Origin of the sequence: Collinsella sp. CLA-ER-H7, from assembly GCF_040092345.1 — a bacterium.
Taxonomy (GTDB): domain Bacteria; phylum Actinomycetota; class Coriobacteriia; order Coriobacteriales; family Coriobacteriaceae; genus Collinsella.
Genome location: NZ_JBBNLT010000004.1, coordinates 98,516 through 117,981 on the forward strand (window position 1 = coordinate 98,516; position 19,466 = coordinate 117,981).

At 59.7% G+C, this 19,466-nt stretch carries 13 protein-coding genes; all 13 read left to right on the top strand.

The window, feature by feature from the left end; all coding sequences use genetic code 11:
• Nucleotides 1-113: 113 nt before the first annotated feature.
• Nucleotides 114-2,441 (top strand): ferrous iron transporter B, encoded by a 2,328-nt coding sequence (locus AAAX75_RS03720; protein WP_349091140.1) that lies wholly within the window; start codon nt 114-116, stop codon nt 2,439-2,441.
• Between the two features lie 203 nt (nt 2,442-2,644).
• On the top strand, nt 2,645-2,845 hold the full coding sequence (locus tag AAAX75_RS03725) for a hypothetical protein (RefSeq protein ID WP_035136858.1): 201 nt from the start codon (nt 2,645-2,647) through the stop codon (nt 2,843-2,845).
• A 144-nt stretch (nt 2,846-2,989) separates the two neighbouring features.
• Complete coding sequence (locus tag AAAX75_RS03730; protein ID WP_055309672.1) at nt 2,990-4,069, top strand: substrate-binding domain-containing protein; 1,080 nt, start codon at nt 2,990-2,992, stop codon at nt 4,067-4,069.
• Between the two features lie 460 nt (nt 4,070-4,529).
• Nucleotides 4,530-5,957 (top strand): glucuronate isomerase, encoded by a 1,428-nt coding sequence (gene uxaC / locus AAAX75_RS03735; RefSeq protein ID WP_055309673.1) that lies wholly within the window; start codon nt 4,530-4,532, stop codon nt 5,955-5,957.
• Nucleotides 5,958-6,051: 94 nt separating this feature from the next.
• Nucleotides 6,052-7,566: a tagaturonate reductase gene (locus AAAX75_RS03740; protein ID WP_349091141.1), complete on the top strand. Its 1,515-nt coding sequence runs from the start codon at nt 6,052-6,054 to the stop codon at nt 7,564-7,566.
• A gap of 75 nt (nt 7,567-7,641) precedes the next feature.
• Nucleotides 7,642-9,126: an altronate dehydratase family protein gene (locus AAAX75_RS03745; protein WP_349091142.1), complete on the top strand. Its 1,485-nt coding sequence runs from the start codon at nt 7,642-7,644 to the stop codon at nt 9,124-9,126.
• Nucleotides 9,127-9,479: 353 nt separating this feature from the next.
• Nucleotides 9,480-11,039 carry an MFS transporter gene (locus AAAX75_RS03750; protein WP_215693149.1) on the top strand — a complete coding sequence of 520 codons (1,560 nt, stop codon included), beginning with the start codon at nt 9,480-9,482 and terminating at the stop codon, nt 11,037-11,039.
• A 115-nt stretch (nt 11,040-11,154) separates the two neighbouring features.
• Nucleotides 11,155-12,750 carry a glycoside hydrolase family 28 protein gene (locus AAAX75_RS03755; RefSeq protein ID WP_349091143.1) on the top strand — a complete coding sequence of 532 codons (1,596 nt, stop codon included), beginning with the start codon at nt 11,155-11,157 and terminating at the stop codon, nt 12,748-12,750.
• A gap of 137 nt (nt 12,751-12,887) precedes the next feature.
• Nucleotides 12,888-15,050, top strand: coding sequence for a pectinesterase family protein (locus AAAX75_RS03760; RefSeq protein ID WP_349091144.1), 2,163 nt, complete (start codon nt 12,888-12,890; stop codon nt 15,048-15,050).
• Between the two features lie 69 nt (nt 15,051-15,119).
• Nucleotides 15,120-15,788, top strand: coding sequence for an SGNH/GDSL hydrolase family protein (locus AAAX75_RS03765; protein WP_349091145.1), 669 nt, complete (start codon nt 15,120-15,122; stop codon nt 15,786-15,788).
• A gap of 107 nt (nt 15,789-15,895) precedes the next feature.
• Nucleotides 15,896-17,134: a glycoside hydrolase family 88 protein gene (locus AAAX75_RS03770; protein ID WP_349091146.1), complete on the top strand. Its 1,239-nt coding sequence runs from the start codon at nt 15,896-15,898 to the stop codon at nt 17,132-17,134.
• A 1-nt stretch (nt 17,135) separates the two neighbouring features.
• On the top strand, nt 17,136-18,041 hold the full coding sequence (locus tag AAAX75_RS03775) for a sugar phosphate isomerase/epimerase family protein (RefSeq protein ID WP_349091147.1): 906 nt from the start codon (nt 17,136-17,138) through the stop codon (nt 18,039-18,041).
• Nucleotides 18,042-18,145: 104 nt separating this feature from the next.
• Nucleotides 18,146-19,363, top strand: coding sequence for an FAD-dependent oxidoreductase (locus AAAX75_RS03780; protein WP_349091148.1), 1,218 nt, complete (start codon nt 18,146-18,148; stop codon nt 19,361-19,363).
• Nucleotides 19,364-19,466 lie beyond the last annotated feature (103 nt).

The following is a 19,466-nucleotide window of genomic DNA, read 5'->3' on the forward strand; positions in this document are numbered from 1 at the left end:
GCGCATCTTTCTGCAGATAAAGTTAGGTATTTCTAACTTAATGCTGCAATTTGAAGCACATTATCCAGCCTGCGCGGAGAAAGCAGCGCAGGCACACAAGGAAGAAGGATTGAATGGCGGATTCTCAGATCCATGTCGCGCTGGCGGGTAACCCCAACTGCGGCAAGACCACGCTTTTCAACCTGATCACCGGCGCCAACGGCTACGTTGGCAACTGGCCCGGCGTCACGGTTGAGAAAAAGGAAGCCAAGCTCCTAAGCGACAAGAACGTTACCATCACGGACCTCCCTGGCATCTACTCGCTTTCCCCCTACAGCCCCGAGGAGCAATGCTCACGCGATTACCTCATGAGCGGCGAGCCCGATGTGGTCGTCCAGGTTGTCGACGCCACCAACCTCGAGCGCAACCTGTACCTGGCGCTTCAGGTCATCGAGACCGGCCTGCCCGTGGTCGTTGCCCTCAACATGGCCGACCTGGTCGAGAAGAACGGCGATAAGATCGACACGGACAAGCTCTCCAAGAAGCTCGGCTGCCCGGTCATGATGATCTCGGCTCTTAAGAACAAGGGCATCAAGGAGCTCTTCGAGCAGGTCAAGAAGTCCGCTGCTTCCAAGGGCCAGGTGCCGGAGCACAAGTTCGACTCCTCCATCGAGGACGTCCTGACGCACATCGAGAACAACCTGCCGGCGAGCGTTCCTGCTAACAAGCGTCGCTACTACGCCGTTAAGCTGTTCGAGCGTGATGCAGACGCCTGCAAGCTCATCAACCTCACCAAGGAGAAGGCCGCTCGCGTGGAGGAGCTGGTCGCCCAGTGCGAGCAGGACTGCGACGACGATGCCGAGTCCATCATCACCGGTGAGCGCTATGGCGTCATCGCGCACATCATCGACGAGTGCATGACCAAGGCTCCGGCAAAGATGAGCACCTCCGAGAAGATCGACCGCGTGGTTACCAACCGTATCCTGGGCCTGCCGATCTTTGTGGTCATCATGTTCTGCGTGTACTACATCGCCGTTTCTACCTTGGGCGGCACGGTGACCGACTTCACCAACGACCAGCTCTTCGGTACCGACGGTTGGTACGTGCTCGGTCAGGGCCGCGACGCCTACGACGCGGCCGTCGAGGCTGCGGGCGACAATGCCGACTCGGTCGACCCGGCGCAGTACGGCCCCTATGTTCCGGGTATTACCACCGTGGTGCACGACGCCCTTGTGGCGGGTGGCACCGAGGACGGCGGCCTGGTCGATTCGCTCGTCTGTGACGGTATCGTCGGCGGCCTGGGCGCCATCTTCGGCTTCGTCCCGCAGATGTTCCTGCTGTTCGTCATGCTGTCCTTCCTGGAGGACTGCGGCTATATGGCCCGCGTCGCCTTCATCATGGACCGCGTGTTCCGCCGCTTTGGCCTGTCCGGTAAGTCCTTTATCCCCATGCTCGTGTCCTCGGGCTGCGGCGTCCCCGGCGTCATGGCCACCAAGACCATCGAGAACGAGAAGGACCGCCGCATGACGGTCATGACCACCACGTTCATTCCCTGTGGCGCTAAGCTGCCGATCATCGCCCTGCTCATGGGCTCCATCATCGGCGATTCTTCCACCACCGCCGCGTGGATCAGCCCGCTCTTCTACTTCTTGGGCGTCTTTGCCGTCGTCGCCTCGGGCCTCATGCTCAAAAAGACCAAGCTCTTCGCCGGTCGCCCGACGCCGTTCGTTATGGAGCTTCCTGCCTACCACTTCCCGGCGATCCGCTCTTGGGCGCTGCACGTGTGGGAGCGCTGCTGGGCCTTTATCAAGAAGGCCGGCACGGTCATCTTCGCGTCCACTGTCGTGGTTTGGTTCCTGTCCAACTTTGGTAGCTACAATGGTTCCTTTGGCTACCTGCCCGCGATGGACGGCATCTCCGAGGAGTTCATGGACTACTCCGTGCTTGCCATGCTCGGCAACCTGGTCTCCTGGATCTTCGCCCCGCTTGGCTTTAGCACCTGGCAGGCAACAGCGCTGTCCGTCTCGGGCCTTGTCGCCAAGGAGAACGTCGTCGCCACCGCCGGCTCGCTGCTGTCCGTTGCCGACGCGGGCGAGACCGACCCGAGCCTGTGGACCGCGTTTGCCGGCATGTTCCCCACCATGGGCGCTTGCGTCGCCTTTGGCGCGTTCAACCTGCTGTGCGCTCCGTGCTTTGCTGCCATGGGTGCCATCCGCAACCAGATGGATTCCGGCAAGTGGTTCGCGATTGCCATCGGTTACGAGTGCGCCTTTGCTTGGGTGATCGGCCTGTTCATCAACCAGTTCTACAACCTGCTTGTCCTTGGGCAGTTTGGCTTATGGACGGTTGTGGCTATCGTGCTGCTGGTCGCGATGCTCTTCCAGATTTTCCGTCCTATGCCCAAGCACGCTTGGACCGACGAGGACGAGACCAACACTGCTTCCGCCGCAGTTTCCGCTTAAGTCCGAATAAGGATTAACCCCTTTCCGAAAGCCCGGGTGTCCCAGCGACACTCGGGCTTTTTGTGCATGGGAGACAGATTACTTTGCCCCAGAAGTTAAGATGTGGCGTTTCCGCAGATAAAACCGACCAAAATAAACCTGTCCCTTTTTGGTAGGTGGAGAATGGGGTAAAGTAAGTGGTGGTTAACTAGAGGAGGCTTGCTATGGCACCTATCGATATTGTTGTACTGGCTGTTATCGGTATTGCGTTTGTCGCGGTATGCGTGCGCATCTACCGCAAGGGCACCTGCGCCGACTGCGCTCAGGGTGGCGTTTGCACGGGGCATTGTTCCAACAAAAAGACGTGCGCTGCACTTAAGGGCGTAGACAAAATCGCCGAAGACTTGGGTCGCGGTATCAAATAAGGTCCGGACATCCAAGCGCTCCGCGGGCATCCGTTCGCGGGGCGCTTTGTGCATTTGAGGGAGAGCACGGCGAGTCGAAGAGTATTTTTGGGGTATCGTTAACTGGACTATTAATTGGCAACTTATCTATAACGGAGTAACCGCATGAGCGCTCGCGTAACCATGAAGGACATAGCCGCCGAGCTTGGCGTTTCCATCAATACCGTGCACAAGGCCCTGACGGGAAAGGCCGGCGTGAGCGAATCCGTGCGCGCCAAGGTGAACGCTAAGGCCGAGGCCATGGGCTATCACCGCAACACAAGTGCCTCAAGCCTGCGCCGCAAGGATATCAATCTGGTGTTTTGCCTGCCCCGCGCATCGCGCGAGGGAGCGTACTTTTTCCGTTACCTGTGGGAAGGCTGCAATCGCTTTGAACAGGAGGTCATCGACCGGGGCATTACGGTTGAGCGCGTTGAATTTGGCGTGGGCGGCTACGCTGATGCACTCGAGCAAATCGACGAGCGTCTGCAGGTGGGCGAGAAGATTGATGGCTTGCTCGCCTATGCGCCGGGCGACGATCGTGCGACTGAGCTTTTGGGGCAGATCGCCGAGGCGGGCGTGACGATTGAGCTTGTCGACGGCGACCGTCCGCATTTGAATCGTTTGGGTGCGAGCTTGGCCGATTATTCGACGGCAGGCAGCCTTATGGCCGAGCAGGCGGCAAACCTGGTCCATGCTTCTGGGGCCGACGCCCGCGTGCTCCTTTTGACAGGCGACCCATATACCGATTCGCACTATCTAACCGCCCGCGCCTTCCACAATTACCTGCGCGAACGTGATATTCCGTGGCAGGTTGAGGATCTTGCAGGTGCCCATGCGCAAGTCAAACAACTCGAGCATGAGCTCGAAAAGCGCTTGAGTGCGCCGGACGCCCCTGAACTTATCTGTAGCGTTTTTGCCGTTGGTTCCGAAGTGGTTGCCGACGCGCTCGTCTCGACCGGCAAGGCCGGTCAGGTCATGGTGATCGGCAACGACCTGTTTCCCGAAAGTGCTCTGGCCTTGCGCCGCGGTATCTTTACCAATATTGTCTATAAGGACCCGACGAGCCTGGCGTATCGCGGCGCTAAGACGCTGGGCGATTATCTGCTGTGGGGAAGGACCCCGACGGTGCCCGTCCAGAAGGGTGCCGTCGAGATGGTATTTGCCAGCAATGTCGACCGCTACTGCGAACTTGCGGGTATTTAGCCGATTGAGCAGGTACCCCCTCTTGCGACGTGCATTTTTGGGAGTATTCAGCATTGGCATGCCCTGAATGAGGTGCAGAACGACTGTTTTAAGTGCCCCCGATGGCGTAATTTGCCATCGGGGGCACTTTTTATGCCGATCGGGCGCTATCTGCGTTCCAAATAGGACGCTGAGGATGGCGCACGGCGCGCTCCAATGCTGAATACTCCCAAAAATGTACGTCGGGACATGACCCACCTGAGCAAAAGCGCTCAAGTTCGGTGCTCGGGGACGCCAACCAGTCCGCAATACATGCAAGTCACATCCCCAGCAACCGTTGAACGGGCAAAATCTACCGTTCACCCCGTGGTGGTTAGGTGAACGTTCACCTTTTGAGGTGCAATGGATTAGTATAGTGAACGTTCACCTAAAGGATAACGAGCGCGCCGTGCGCCCGCGTTGCCAGCAAAGGGGCTGTTTGATGAAAAACTTTATGGACGATCAGGATTTCCTGCTGAGCACTAAGACCGGCGAGGAGCTGTTCCACAACTTTGCCGAGGGCATGCCCATCGTCGACTATCACTGCCACATTTCTCCTAAGGAGATTTGGGAGGACAAGCGTTTCGAGAACATCACCGAGGTTTGGCTGGGCGGCGACCACTACAAGTGGCGCCTGATGCGTGCCAACGGCGTCGACGAGCGTTTTATCACTGGCGACGCCCCTGCTCGCGAGAAGTTCCAAAAGTGGGCCGAGACCCTGGGTCGCTGCGTTGGCAACCCCGTCTTTGAGTGGAGCCACCTGGAGCTTAAGCGCTACTTTGGCTACGAGGGCGTCCTCAACGGCAAGACTGCCCAGGAGGTCTGGGACCTTGCCAACGCCAAGCTCGCTGAGGCTAGCTTTACCTGCCGCAACCTGATCAAGCAGTCCAACGTCCGCATGATCTGCACTACCGACGACCCCGCCGACAGCTTTGAGTGGCACAAGAAGATTGCCGCCGACGACAGCTTTGACGTTCAGGTCGTTCCCGCCATGCGCCCCGATGCCGCTCTGCGCATCGAGCGCGGCCAGGAGTTTGCCGACTACTGCAAGCACCTTTCCGAGGTTGCCGGCGTTGAGGTCAGCGACTTTGAGGGCATGAAGGCTGCCATTTCCAAGCGCTACGACGTTGCTCACGAGCTGGGCTGCCGCGCCTCCGACCACGCACTCGACTACGTTATGTACGTCCCGGCTACCGCCGACGAGATCGAGGCTATCTTTGCCAAGGGTCTGGCTGCCGAGCCGCTTACCGAGGAAGAGGTCCTCAAGTACAAGACTGCCTTTATGCAGTTCGTTGCCGGCGAGTATGTCCGTCTGGGCTGGGCCATGCAGCTGCACTTTGGCTGCAAGCGCGACAACAACCGCGCCATGTTCGCCAAACTCGGTCCCGACACCGGCTACGACTGCATCTCCAACTACACGCCGTCCGACCAGCTCGCCGATTTCCTCAACTCCATCCAGGAGACCTGCGGCCTGCCCAAGACCATCCTGTACAGCCTGAACCCCATCGATAACACCATGATCGATACCGTCATGGGTTGCTTCCAGGAGGCTCCGACTGCCGGTAAGATCCAGAACGGCTCCGCCTGGTGGTTCAACGACAACGAGGTCGGCATGCGCGAGCAGCTTACGGCTCTGGCTAACGAGGGCGTGTTGGGCAACTTTGTGGGCATGCTTACCGATTCCCGCTCCTTCCTGTCCTATCCGCGCCACGAGTACTTCCGTCGCGTGCTGTGCAGCGTGATCGGCGAGTGGGTCGAGCAGGGCAAGTATCCGGCCGACATGGAGCTGCTGGGCAGTATCGTGCGCGACATCAGCTACAACAATGCGGTCCGCTACTTTGGCTTTGACCTGGACACCGTCGAGGCCTAAGCCCGCATCGAATCACATTGAACCCTGGGCGCCGTTGCCACACGCGGCGCCCCGTTTTGCTTGCACGCTAACAGACATCTAAGGAGACACATAGATGGAGAACATCAGCTACGATGCGCTCGAGAAGATCGGCTACAAGGGCTATCTGCTGCCCAAGGATGCTCCCGAGAAGGTTCTGCAGTTTGGCGAGGGCAATTTCCTGCGCGCCTTCGTCGACCGCTTCTTTGACATGGGCAACGAGGCCACCGGCTGGAACGGCAAGGTCGTCATGGTGCAGCCCATCAGCGGTGCCTTTGGCTTTGCCGACGGTATCAATGCCCAGGACGACCTGTACACCGTGCTGGTGCGCGGCAAGGAGAACGGCAACACGGTTGACGAGTCCCGCGTGATCAGCGCCTGCAGCCGCTGCCTTAACCCGTATCGTGAGGACGACTATCGCGCCATGATGGAGGTCGCCGTCTCCGACGACCTAGAGATCATCGTCTCCAACACCACCGAGGCCGGTATCGCCTATGATCCGTCCTGCAAGGCCGACGACATGCCACCTGCGAGCTTCCCCGCCAAGCTTGCCCAGGTGCTCCACACCCGCTGGGCTGCCGGTAAGCCGGGCGTCATCGTCCTCGCCTGCGAGCTCATCGATCACAACGGCGAGGAGTTGCTGCGCATCATGAACCAGTATGTGAGCGACTGGGGCTGGGAGGACGAGTTTGCGCAGTGGATGGCTAACGACTGCACCGTCTGCACCACGCTTGTCGACACCATCGTTCCGGGTCGCATCCGCGATCCTAAGGAGGCCGCGGCGGTTGCCGAGCGTCTGGGCTACGAGGATCCCTTCCTGGCCGTGCGCGAGCCCTTCCAGATGTGGGGCATCCAGGGCGACGAGTCGCTTGCCGAGAAGCTTCCCTTTGTGAAGGCTGGTCTTCCGGGTGTCTTTGTGACTCCCGACGTCACCCCGTACAAAAAGCGCAAGGTCCGCATCCTCAACGGTGCCCATACCGCCTTTGTCCCGGGTTCCTGGGTTGCCGGCTTTGATATCGTGCGCGACTGCATGCATGATGAGACCATTCGCGGCTTCATGAACACCATGCTCTACGACGAGGTCATTCCGACGCTTGCCGCCGACTTGGATGTCGAGGACTGCAAGGCCTTTGCCGCCGCCGTCGAAAACCGCTTCGACAACCCGTTTATTGATCATGCGCTGCTCTCCATCTGCCTCAACTCCACGGCTAAGTGGCGCGCTCGCGACCTGCCCACGCTCAAGGACTACGTTGCCGAGACCGGCAACCTGCCCAAGTGCCTGGCGACGAGCCTCGCTACGCTCATTGCCTTCTATACTCAGGAGCTCGTTGCTCGCGAGGGCGATGGCCTGCACCTGCGCCGCGCCGACGGCACCGAGTACACCGCTCAGGACGATGCCTTCGTGCTCGATTTCTACGCCGCCCACGCCGGTGCAGATGATGCCGAGCTGGTGCACGACGTGCTCACCAATGAGCAAATGTGGGGCGAGGACCTTACGCAGATCGCCGGTCTCGAGGAGTTTGTCGTCAACGCGCTCACCGTCGTGCGCGTCGAGGGCACCAAGCAGGCCTTCGCCAACGCTCAGGCGTAAATTCCCGGTGCGGGCGCGGGACGGCGTGCCCGCGTCTCGACTTCTGCTCAACCTGTAGGGTTAGGACCATTTGCAATGAACACTATCCAGATCAATCCGGCCGACAACGTGATCGTCGCGCTGTCGCCGCTTGCCAAGGGCACCGCCGTCGCGGTTCCCGGGGTGGGCGAGGTCGTGGCCGCGGAGGATATTCCGCAGGGTCATAAGATGGCCGTGCGCTCGATTGCCGCGGGGGAGGACGTCATCAAGTACGGCCTTCCTATCGGCCATGTGACGGGCGATGTCCAGCCCGGTCAGTGGCTCCACACGCACAATGTGAAGACCAACCTTTCGGGCGAGGTCGAGTACACCTACAACCCCACGCATCCGGTCGTTGAGTCGGTTGAGCCCGAGACCTTTATGGGGTTCCGCCGCGCCGACGGTCGTGCCGCGACGCGCAACGAGCTGTGGATCATCCCCACGGTCGGCTGTGTCAACGAAGTCGCCCGTGCCATGTGCGAGCAGGCCCAGGATCTGGTCGATGGCTCGCTGGAGGGCGTCTACTACTTCCCGCATCCGTTCGGTTGCTCGCAGACCGGCGCCGACCATGTCCAGACGCGTCGTCTGCTGGTGGCGCTCTCGCGTCACCCTAATGCGGCCGGCGTGCTGTTCCTGTCGCTCGGTTGCGAGAACTGCACACACCAGCAGGTGCTCGACGAGCTCGGTGACTTCGATCACGAGCGCGTTCGCTTTCTCACCTGCCAGGATGTAGCCGACGAGCAAATCGAGGGCCACAAGATTCTGGCCGAGCTGGCAGACCTGGCAAAGCAGTCCAAGCGCGAGCCCATTCCGGCCTCCGAGCTGGTCATTGGTCTTAAGTGTGGCGGCTCCGACGGTCTTTCGGGCATTACCGCCAACCCCACGATCGGTCGCGTGAGCGATATGGTCGTCGCCCGTGGCGGCACGTCGGTGCTTACCGAGGTGCCCGAGATGTTTGGCGCGGAGAGCATCCTGCTCGACCGTTGCGAGAACGAGCAGGTCTTTAACGCTGCCTCCGACATGCTCAATGGATTTAAGGACTACTTTATTAGCCACGGCGAGGTCGTTTATGAGAACCCGAGTCCCGGCAACAAGGACGGCGGTATTACCACGCTCGAGGACAAGAGCTGCGGCTGCGTGCAAAAGGGCGGATCTGCCCCCATCGTCGACGTGCTGCCGTATGCCGGCCAGGCAAATAAACACGGCCTGAACATGCTGTGCGGTCCGGGCAACGACATGGTATCCACCACGGCGTTGACGGCTGCCGGCTGCCACGTGATTCTGTTCTCGACCGGCCGCGGCACACCGTTTGGCGCGCCGGCGCCTACCCTCAAGGTGTTCACCAATCAGCGTTTGTGCGACCACAAGGCCAACTGGATGGACTTTAACGCTGGCGTGATTGCCACGGGTGAGCGCACGCTCGACGAGGCTGCCCACGATCTGTACCAGCTGGTGCTGGAGACGGCGAGCGGTAAGCTCACGAGTGCCGAGCGCCGTGGCTGTCACGAGATCAGCATCTGGAAGGACGGCGTCTGCCTGTAGTGGCAAATGCACCCAAGCGTAGCGCTATGTCGTCGGCCCCGTCGGGAGTATTCCCGGCGGGGTTTTCGTTTTGTGGTTAAGTGAAAAAATTGGAAAATACGATAAACGTTCACCTATCTCATGGGTGTCCAGCATGACACCTTTACCAGCAGACAATAGGTCTTAGAGCCTCAATTGTGTCCGTTCGGCGGTAAAAATCGACCGTTCAAGGATATTATTCAAGTGAACGTTCACCTATCATAAGCAATCGTGCATAATCTAACTAAACGTTCACCCTAAATGCTGGGCAGACAGATGTCAGTGTGGACTCAAATGTCTTGTTACAAGACAATCGAGAAAAGAGAGGGAGCTCGATGACTAATAAGATCGGAAAAAAGCGTAAGATCACATTCTGGACGCGCTTGGGCTTTGGTATGGGCGGTATGCTCAATTCCGGTGCCCTGACCTTTACGCACAGCTACATGGTGCTGTTCCTGTCCACGGAGTGTGGCCTGTCCGCAGGCGAGGCTGCACTGATCAGCTCGTTTGCCATCTATGTCAACGCCATTCTTTGCCCGCTGATGGGCTTTGTGGCCGATAACTTCTATGCCACCAAGATTGGCCGCATCTTTGGTCGTCGCCGTTTCTGGATTTTGCTGGCCATCCCGATGATGATCGCCGAGCCGCTCATCTTCGTGGCTACGCCGTTTGGCTTCCCGTACTACTTTGTGCTGTACTTGATCTACAACGTCGCGTACACGTTCTGCACCGCCAACCTGTCGCCGCTTACCATCGAGATGACCGACGACTTTAAGGAGCGTACGTACCTCACCGGCTACAAGCATCTCTTTGGTAACGCCGCCGGCTTCCTGATGGCTGCACTTGTGGGCTTCGGCTTTGGCACCTTCGGCGAGACCAACCCGTTCAGCTACTTCATCATCGCTACGATCAACGCTTCGGTCATGGCAATCTCGCTGCTTTGTGTGTACCTGTCCACGTGGGAGCACACCCCCGAGGAGGTCGCTCAGGAGAAGATCGAGAGCGTCGGCGAGGGTATCAAGAAGTTCTTCATCGACGTTATCTCCACCTTCCGCAACAAGTCCTTCCGCAAGGTCCTGTACGCACAGGTCTCCACGAAGCTCGCTGCTGCCTGCTGGTCTGCCTGCCTGTCCTTCTTCATCGTCTACTGCCTGCAGATTCCTAAGTCCTACGAGTCCGTGATGGAGATGCCTGGCAAGGTCGTCGCTATCGTCTGCACCGCCATCTGGGTCGCTCTCATGGCCAAGAAGGGCTTCCACAAGTCTTGGTACCTGGCCAACGTCGGTTGCGCTGCGTGCATCATCGCCTACAACTACTTCGCCTTTGGTCAGATCAATGGCACCTCCACGGTCGCCATCGCCATGATCGCCTACCCCATCATCTTCGCCATCTGGAAGTTCTTCTACGTCGGCTTCCAGTACCTGCCCGATGTTCTGCTCAACTACATCCCCGATGTCGATGAGCTCATCACCCTGCGTCGTCGCGAGGGCATCTACAGCTCCGCTCAGCAGCTCTGCCAGCAGATCGCCCAGGCTATCGCCGTTAACGCATGGGCCATCGTCCTTGCTGCCTCCGGCTTCATTCAGACCGCCGGCAACAGCGACGCCGTGACCCAGCCCGCCACCGTGCCTCTGTACATCTGCGGCTACATGCTCATCGGCTGCGCCGGCTTCTTCCTGCTCGCGGCTGTCCTTGCCCGCGGCATCAAGATTGACAAGGAGCAGTGCGACGTCCTTTGCGACGAGATCCGCCGCGTCAAGGAGGGCGGCAAGATGGCCGACGTCAAGCCCGAGGTCAAGGCGCTTTGCGAGGAGCTCTCCGGCTTTAAGTACGAGGACTGCTTTGCCCACAACAACGTTGGCTTCCAGGACGGTAGCGTAACCCCCGCCGAGTAAGGCCGACATATCGTCCAAATCACAGGGCCGTGCCACCGGAATTCCGCCGGCAGGCACGGCCCTTTTTCAACAGCGTACAATTTGCCTTTAGAGCATCTTTTTGAGGGAGAAATCCATGGAGACGAACGTTATCTGGCGCAACGCCCGCGCGGCCGTGATCGAGCTTGACGACGGCGGCTACTTTACCTGTGCCGATACGTGGGAGATCTTTGTCAACGACGAGCCCGCCGGTACCACGAATACGGTCGAGACCTATGTCGACGGCCTGACCCCCGGCAAGCGCAACCTGGTTCGTTTTGTTTGTGGCGAGCGTGAGCTGAGCGTAGGTGTCACCACGCCGGCTGAGCCTTTTACCATCAACGTTCGCGACTGTGGCGCCAAGGGCGATGCCGAGCATGATGACACCACCAACATCCAGGCTGCCATCATGGCCTGCCCCAAGGGTGGCCGCGTGCTGATCCCCGCTGGTAGTTATCGCATCAAGTCTCTCTTCCTTAAGAGCAATATCAACATCGAGCTCGCCGAGGGAGCGGTGCTGCTGGCCCGCCACGATCGTGCGGCGCTTGCCTACATTCCCGGTACGGTCACGGGCAACGAGGGTGCCGGGTATGCCGGCACCGATATGCTGCCCCTGGGCCGCTGGGAGGGCGAGAGCTTCTCGACCTACTGCTCTACCTTTACGGGCCTGGGCGTGCACGACGTGTGCATCTATGGTCGCGGCGCGATCGACGGTCAGACCGATTTTGCCGAGGACAACTGGTGGAACAAGGACTTTAAGAACATCTTTCGCCCGGAGGAGGGCCGCGAGGTCGCCCGCCCGCGCATGATCTTCCTATCCGAGTGTGAGAACGTGAGCTTGGCCGGCTTCACCGTCCGCAACAGCCCGGCGTGGAACATCCACCCCATCCTGTGCGAGCACGTCGATGCGCTCTGCCTGTCCATCGAGGGTCCCAAGAACTCCCACAACACCGACGGCTTCGATCCCGACAGCTGCGGTTTTGTCCGCATCCTTGGTTGTCAGTTCTCAGTGGGTGACGACTGCATCGCCGTCAAGAGCGGCAAGCTGGGCATTGAGCCCGAGCTTCGCCCCGCTACGCACGACGTGTTGATCTCGCACTGCTACATGCACGATGGCCACGGCGCCGTGGTCTTGGGGTCCGAGGCCGCCGGCGGCATCAAGGACCTCACCGTGAGCAAGTGCCTCTTTGAGCGCACCGACCGCGGCCTGCGCGTCAAGACCCGCCGCGGTCGCGGCAAGGACGCCGTTAACGAGGGCATTACCTTTGAGCACATTCGCATGGACGAGGTGCTCACGCCCTTTGTGGTCAACTCCTTCTACTTCTGTGACAAGGACGGCAAGACCGATTACGTGCAGTCTCGCGAGGCGCTGCCTGTCGACGACCGCACGCCCGGCTTTGGTGCCACGACGTTTTGCGATATCGAGGCCACCAACTGCCACGCGGCCGCTGCCTACATCACGGGCCTGCCCGAGAGCAAAGTAACGCGCCTGACGTTCCAGGATGTCCACGTGACCTTTGCCGAGGATGCCGAGCCCTTTGTTCCGGCCATGGCCTGTGGCGTTGAGCCCATGGTGCGCCAGGGCATCATCGCGCAAAACGTCAAGGTACTCGACCTGCAAAATGTGGTGATCGAGGGCCAGGACGGCGAGGAACTGCAGCTCCAGAACGTCGACAAGGTTATCCGTGCGTAGGCGTTTGCTCCTAAACAATTAAATTCGGTATGTCGCGGCGCGCGATGGGCAGGGCCTTCCCGACCCATTGCGCGAACTTTTTATATGCCGAAACTGCAACGTAGACGGTCTACGACGAAAGGACGCGGTGACTGATGATGAGTGAGAGACGATTTTTTGAGGTTTCGCCCGAGCGTGCGGGGGCATATCACAGTATCTCTAAGGCCTTGGAGGCAATTGACGAATCCTGTCCGAATGACGGACGGCCGGTGACAATCCATATCGAGCCGGGTGAGTACCGCGAACGGGTCGAGATTCATCGCCCGCATGTGACGATTGAGGGAGAGACGGCCGACAGCGTGCGTATCGTTGGCGGCCTTGCGGCGCAGATGCCCTCGGGGGACGGCAGCGGCCAGGACGGAAAGCTCGGCACCTTCCGCACGTATACGGTGCTGGTCGATGCCGATGACGTGACGCTTGCAAACCTCACGATCGAAAACGATGCGGGCGATGGGCGCGAGGTCGGTCAGGCGATTGCCCTGTATGCTGATGGCGACCGTCTGGTTGTCGATGCCTGCTGCATTAAGGGACACCAAGACACGCTGTTTTTGGGTCCGCTGCCGCCGCATGAGGCCAAACCTGGTGGGTTCATAGGACCCAAACAGTATGCGCCGCGCCGGGTGGGGCGCCAGTATTTCCGACGTTGCCGGATCGAGGGCGATGTCGACTTTATCTTTGGCGGCGCGCGTGCCTACTTTGAGGGATGCGAGATTCGCTCGCTCAACCGCGATATGGATGTCAACGGGTATGTAACGGCAGCCTCCACGCCTAAAGGCGAGCCGTACGGATTTGTGTTTCATGGTTGTTCGTTTACAGCTCCGGATGACGTGGCGCCGGATTCGGTCTACCTGGGTCGCCCTTGGCGCGAATGGGCGCAAACTGTGCTGATCGATTGCTGGCTGGGGCGACATATCAAGCGCGAAGGCTGGTGGGATTGGAATAAGCCGGCGGCGCACAACTGCGTGCAGTATGCTGGCACGATCCTGCATGGGCCGGCGGGTGATGCTACCGGCTGGGTGCCGTGGGCGAATGAACTCGATGTGATGGCTGCTGCCGGGTACGCCCGCGAACAGGTGCTTGCCGGTGCGGACGGCTGGGATCCCGAGGGCGGCGACGGTGATGCGGTTGAGACGGCTGGGCTATCTGCCAATGGTCGCACCGTGCACATCGAGACGTACTGCGAAGACGAGCCTGCGCTGCGTGCCCGGCTGAAGCGCGAGGGGCGCTCCGCCGCATTTGCGGGCAAGACTCCTGCAGATTTTGAGGCATGGAAGATTGCGACCAGGACTCGTCTGTACGATGTTTTGGGCCTTTCGCTTATGGACCGCGTCCCGATTGAGATTCGTGAGCTCAGCCGCGTGCGGGTTGCCGGCGGCATCGTGCGCACCCATGCGATGTTGCAGGTCGAGCGTGATGTTTGGATGCCGTTCTACCTGTTGGAGCCGTCTCATCCTAAGCTTGATGAGCGGGGACTCAAACGCTGTTATATCTGCCCGCATGGTCATCAGGGAGCGGGTGCTGCAAGCGTAGCCGGTGTTGCGGGCGTGCCGGCTGTCGATGATGCCGTGCGTAAGTTCAATTACGACTACGGTCTGCGTTTGGCACGCATGGGTTACGTGACCGTCTGCCCTGATGCGCGCGGTTGGGGATACCGTCGTGACTGGAAGGGTCAGGGCGATGACGAGAACAGCTACCTGCGCGGTACGTGTCTGAATCAAGCACGTATGGCCGAGCCGCTGGGTCTTACGGTTGCGGGCCTCAACGCCTGGGATAACATGCGTCTGATCGATTACCTAGAGGCGCGCGGCGACATTGCCATGGATGACCTGGGTTGCTTTGGTTTTTCGGGTGGCGGCTACATGACGTTGTACCTGGCCGCACTCGACCCGCGTGTGCGCAAGGCGTTTGTCTCGGGCTATCTGTACGGTGTCGACGATTCGCTGCTGCATCTCAATGGCAATTGCAGCTGCAACTACACACCCGGACTTTGGCGCTTACTCGACATGGGCGATATTGCCTCGCTTATTGCACCGCGCCCGTTGTTAGTGCAGAGCTGCGAAGAGGATCATCTGAACGGTTCGCGCGGGCTGAAAAATGTTGGCGAGCAGCTCGAGATCGTGCGCGATGCCTACAAGTTGCTGGGTCGCAGAGATGGCCTGCGGCACGAGGTGTGTCCGGGTGAACACCATCTGGGCGTGGCACATCTTGCCGAGGATATCGAATGGCTCGATTCGCACGTTGCGGAATGCGCCCGTGCATAGCCCCTCGGCATGCTGCGAATAAACGGTACGTTCCTGTATGACCGTCGATGGGCGGATGAGGAGAAGATTATGGAAACGAAGAGTTTGAGTGAATCGACCATTTGCTGCTTTGGCGATTCGACCACCTGGGGCGATAACGGCTGCAGTGGGGGAGGCAACGACATTTCGTGGACCTCGCACTTGGGCGCGCTACTGGGCGGCGCAACCATCGAGAACTTTGGCATCAAGGGTTCGCGTATCGCCATCAAGGCCGACCGTACCGATTCGTTTGTCGAGCGCCTGGACGGTATCGACGATGCGGCCGATATCTACATCGTCTTTGGCGGCGTCAACGACTTTAGCCGCAACGTGCCGCTTGGCGAGTTGGGCAGTACCGATGTGCACGAGTTCTATGGTGCACTCGATTACCTGATCCGCACCATCACGGCACGCTCGCCCCAGGCAAAGCTTGTGTTTATGACGCCGTGCAAGACGAGCGGTAAGCACGAGAAGGATATCCCGGCAAGCGATGAGCTCAATCACCTGGGGTTGACGCAGGTCGCCTACGTAAAGGCGATGCTCGAGGTCTGTGACCGCTACTCCGTTCCGGTGATTGACCTGTATGCGCAAAGTGGCATCAGCCCGTTTTTGCCAGAGCACCGCGAGCTCTATATGCCGGACGGTCTGCATTACAGTCCTGCCGGCTATGAGCGCCTGGCGCATCGCATCGCCGCGGGTCTCACCGCCGTTTGCCGCTAAAAGTCTGCCGTTTGCGGGGAATATAGGGTTAACGTTCACCCTATATTCCCCGTTCGCGTTACACTAGGGGTAACGTTCACCTATCGTTTATGTCAGAGGGGACAGCAATGGGTTGCAATCAAATCCTGGACCGTTATATCGAGCAGTTGATCGAAACCTCTACGCCGCAGGCGCCGGCTTGGAATATCGAAAAGATTCGCGCCGGCAAGGAGAACACCTGGAACTATATCGACGGCTGCATGATCAAGGCGCTCATCGAGCTGTACGAGATCACGGGTGAGCAGCGCTACCTGACCTTTGCCGATGACTACATCGATTTCTTTGTCCAGGATGACGGTACCATCAAGCATTACAACCCGCAGGATTACAACCTCGATAACGTCAATGCGGGCAAGACCCTCTACAAGCTGTATGACCTGGTGGGCAAGCCCAAGTACCGTGCCGCCATGGACACCATCTACCGCCAGCTCGAGACCCAGCCGCGCACCCAAGAAGGCGTGTTTTGGCACAAGGCCGTCTATCCCAACCAGATCTGGCTCGATGGCATGTATATGGCCCAGCCGTTCTACATGCAGTACGAGCTGAGCTTCCACAACCGTCGTGCCTGCTCGGACAGCTTCCATATGTTCCAGGTCGTGCATGACCTGATGCGCAACCCCCTCAACGGTCTGTACTATCACGCTTACGACGCGAGCCGCAAACAGTTCTGGTGCGACCCGGTCACCGGTCTTTCGGCTAACTTCTGGCTGCGCGCCGAGGGCTGGTTTGCCATGGCGCTCATCGACACCTGGGAGCTTATGCCGCCTTCGATGTCAGCCGAGAAGGACGAGATTCGCAAGATGTTCCACGATCTGATCGACGCCATGCTGCCGTATCAGGACGAGAAGACCGGGATGTGGCACCAGGTCATCAACCTGCCCAATATCGCCCCCAACTACCTGGAGGAGTCGGGCAGCGCCATCTTTGCCAATGCCATCATGAAGGGCGTGCGTCTGGGCGTGCTGGGCGAGCGTTACTACCAGTACGGCCGTCGCGCCTTCGACGGCATCTGCGAGACCTGCCTGTCCGAGCATGATGGGCAGCTGGCGCTCGACAACATCTGCCTGGTCGCGGGCTTGGGAAACACCGCGCACCGCGAGGGCACGTTTGGTTACTACATGAGCGAGCCTATCGTCAAAAACGATGCGAAGGGCGTGGCGCCGCTGGTGCTTGCCTATATCGAGACCATGCATCACGACAAACTGGCCGGCAGGCATGACCCGCTTGCTCCCTCGGGCGTGTGCTCTATCGAGGACCCGTTTGGCGGATACACCCCGGGCATCAACGCTCATAAGGGATGTGAATAACGTGGGGGCTATTACTCCGGGTGTGCGTTTGCACGACCTTCCGCAGGGGACCGTCGAGGAACGCATCCGCATGGCGGGAGAGCTGGGCTTTTCGTGCATTCAGCTGCCGAGCAAGGTGCTCTACGCATCGATGGGGATCGATCGAGGCGGCCTGACCCGCGAGCTTGCCGACCATTTGCGTGCGGTGCTCGACGAGGCGGGCGTTTCGGTCGCCGTGCTCGGCTGCTATAAGAATTTGGCGACGCCCGATCGCCAACAGCTCATGGATAACATTGCCGAGTACGAGGCATGCCTGAACTTTGCCCAGATGCTCGGCGGATGCCCGGTTGGCACCGAGACCGGTCGCCCCAATGCGCAGAACCGCGTTGCTGACGACCGCATGACCGATGGGGCACTCGAAGCGTTTACAGACGGGCTTGCACGCGTCTGCGATCGGGCCGAGGCCGTGGGCGGGCAAATTTTGATCGAGCCCGGTTGGAACGAGACGGTTAATACTCCGGATCGCTGCCGTGAGGTGCTGGAGCGCGTCTCGAGCCCGTCGCTCGGCGTGATCTACGACCCGGTATCGCTGCTGCACCCCAGTGTCGTTGACGAAGCGCAGGAAATCACCGCGCGCATGCTCTACTTATGCGGCAGTAAGATCCGCGTGCTGCACGCCAAGGATTTTGAGATCGTTGATAACGAGGACGGAGCCGGATGGTGCGACGGTACGGGTTCGCGCCTGGTGTGTCATGGCGTGGGCGAGACGGGACGATATGACTTTGAGCCCGTAGTGGCCTGGGCGGCTGCCGCCTGCCCTGGGATTCCCTGCGTGGTCGAGAACAGCGTACCGGCGACGGCGGCTGACTGCCTGGCGACACTCGAGCACATGTCTGCTCGCTGCGGGGCTTCTCATCGCGAGTTATAGCATTGGCTTTTGCCGTGTCGGCAGATTGAGATTACCTGTATGGGGGCGGCGGTGAAGGGTCTTTATCGTCGCCCCCATTGGATTGCATTAAAAAGGGGAGTTGCGTGGCTATCCACATTGTCGAAGAGGCGAATCGTTGCCTAGGTTGTAAAAGGGCGTTCTGTCAGATTAAGGGCTGCCCGGTTCAGACGCCTATTCCGCAGGTCATCGACCTGTTCAAACAGCGTCGTCTAGAAGAAGCGGGCGAGCTGCTGTTCCAGAACAATCCCATGAGCGCGGTCTGCTCCGTGGTGTGCAACCATTCGGGCCAGTGCGAGGGTGCTTGCATCCAGGGCCGCAAGGGCACACCCGTGCATTTCTCGAGCATCGAGAACTATATCTCGACAGCGTATTTGGATCGTAAGGAGTGGACGCCCGCGCCGTCGTGCGGCAAACAGGTTGCTGTGGTCGGTTCCGGTCCCGCCGGTATTACCGTGGCCATTAAGATGGCCCAGCTGGGCTGTGCCGTCACGGTATTTGAACAGCGCCCCGAGATCGGCGGTGTGCTGGAATACGGTATCCCCGAGTTCCGCCTGCCCCGTGCGCTCGTGCAAAAGTACCGTCATGTGATGTGCTCGCTTGGCGTGCGCGTGCGCCCCTCGACCACCATCGGTGGCGCGCTGCATATCGACGACCTGCTGCGCGACGGCTACGATGCGGTCTTTGTTGGCACCGGTACCTGGCGAGCTCGCAAACTGGGCATTCCCGGCGAGTCGCGCGGCAACGTGCTGTTTGGCATCGATTACCTGGTCGATCCCTCGAGCGTGGCGATCGGGCAGAACGTGGCGGTCATCGGTGCCGGCAATGTGGCCATGGATGTTGCCCGCACGGCGCTGCGTTCGGGTGCTCGCAAGGTCACTGTGTATGCACGCTCGCGCCATATCTCGGCCATCGACGACGAGGTCGAGCTGACCGAGCTTGACGGTGCCGAGATTGTGTGCGGCAAGGCGATCTGCGCCATCGACGATAACGGTCCGGTGTTCGAGACGGCTATCTTTGACGAGGACAACAATGTGGTGGGCTACGAGGAGGAGCTCGACCATGTGTCTGCCGATACGGTTGTGATTGCGGCTTCGCAGGTGCCCAAAGACAAGCTTGTGCTTACGACGGGCGGCCTGGAGACCGACCATCGTGGCCTGCTTTCGGTCGACGAGCACGGTATGACCACTGTGCCTGGCGTCTTTGCCGCCGGCGACGTGGTCAACGGCCCTCTGACGGTTGTTCACGCCGTAGCCGGCGCCAAACTCGCCGTCGAAGGCATGACTGCCTATCTGGGCCTCTAACTCCATCCCACCCATCAGTTGCGGTGAAATACGGACTGTTTTGGCTGTGAAAAGCCTCGGCTGCCCCGTATTTCACCGCAACTTTTTGGGGGTTGAGCAGAGA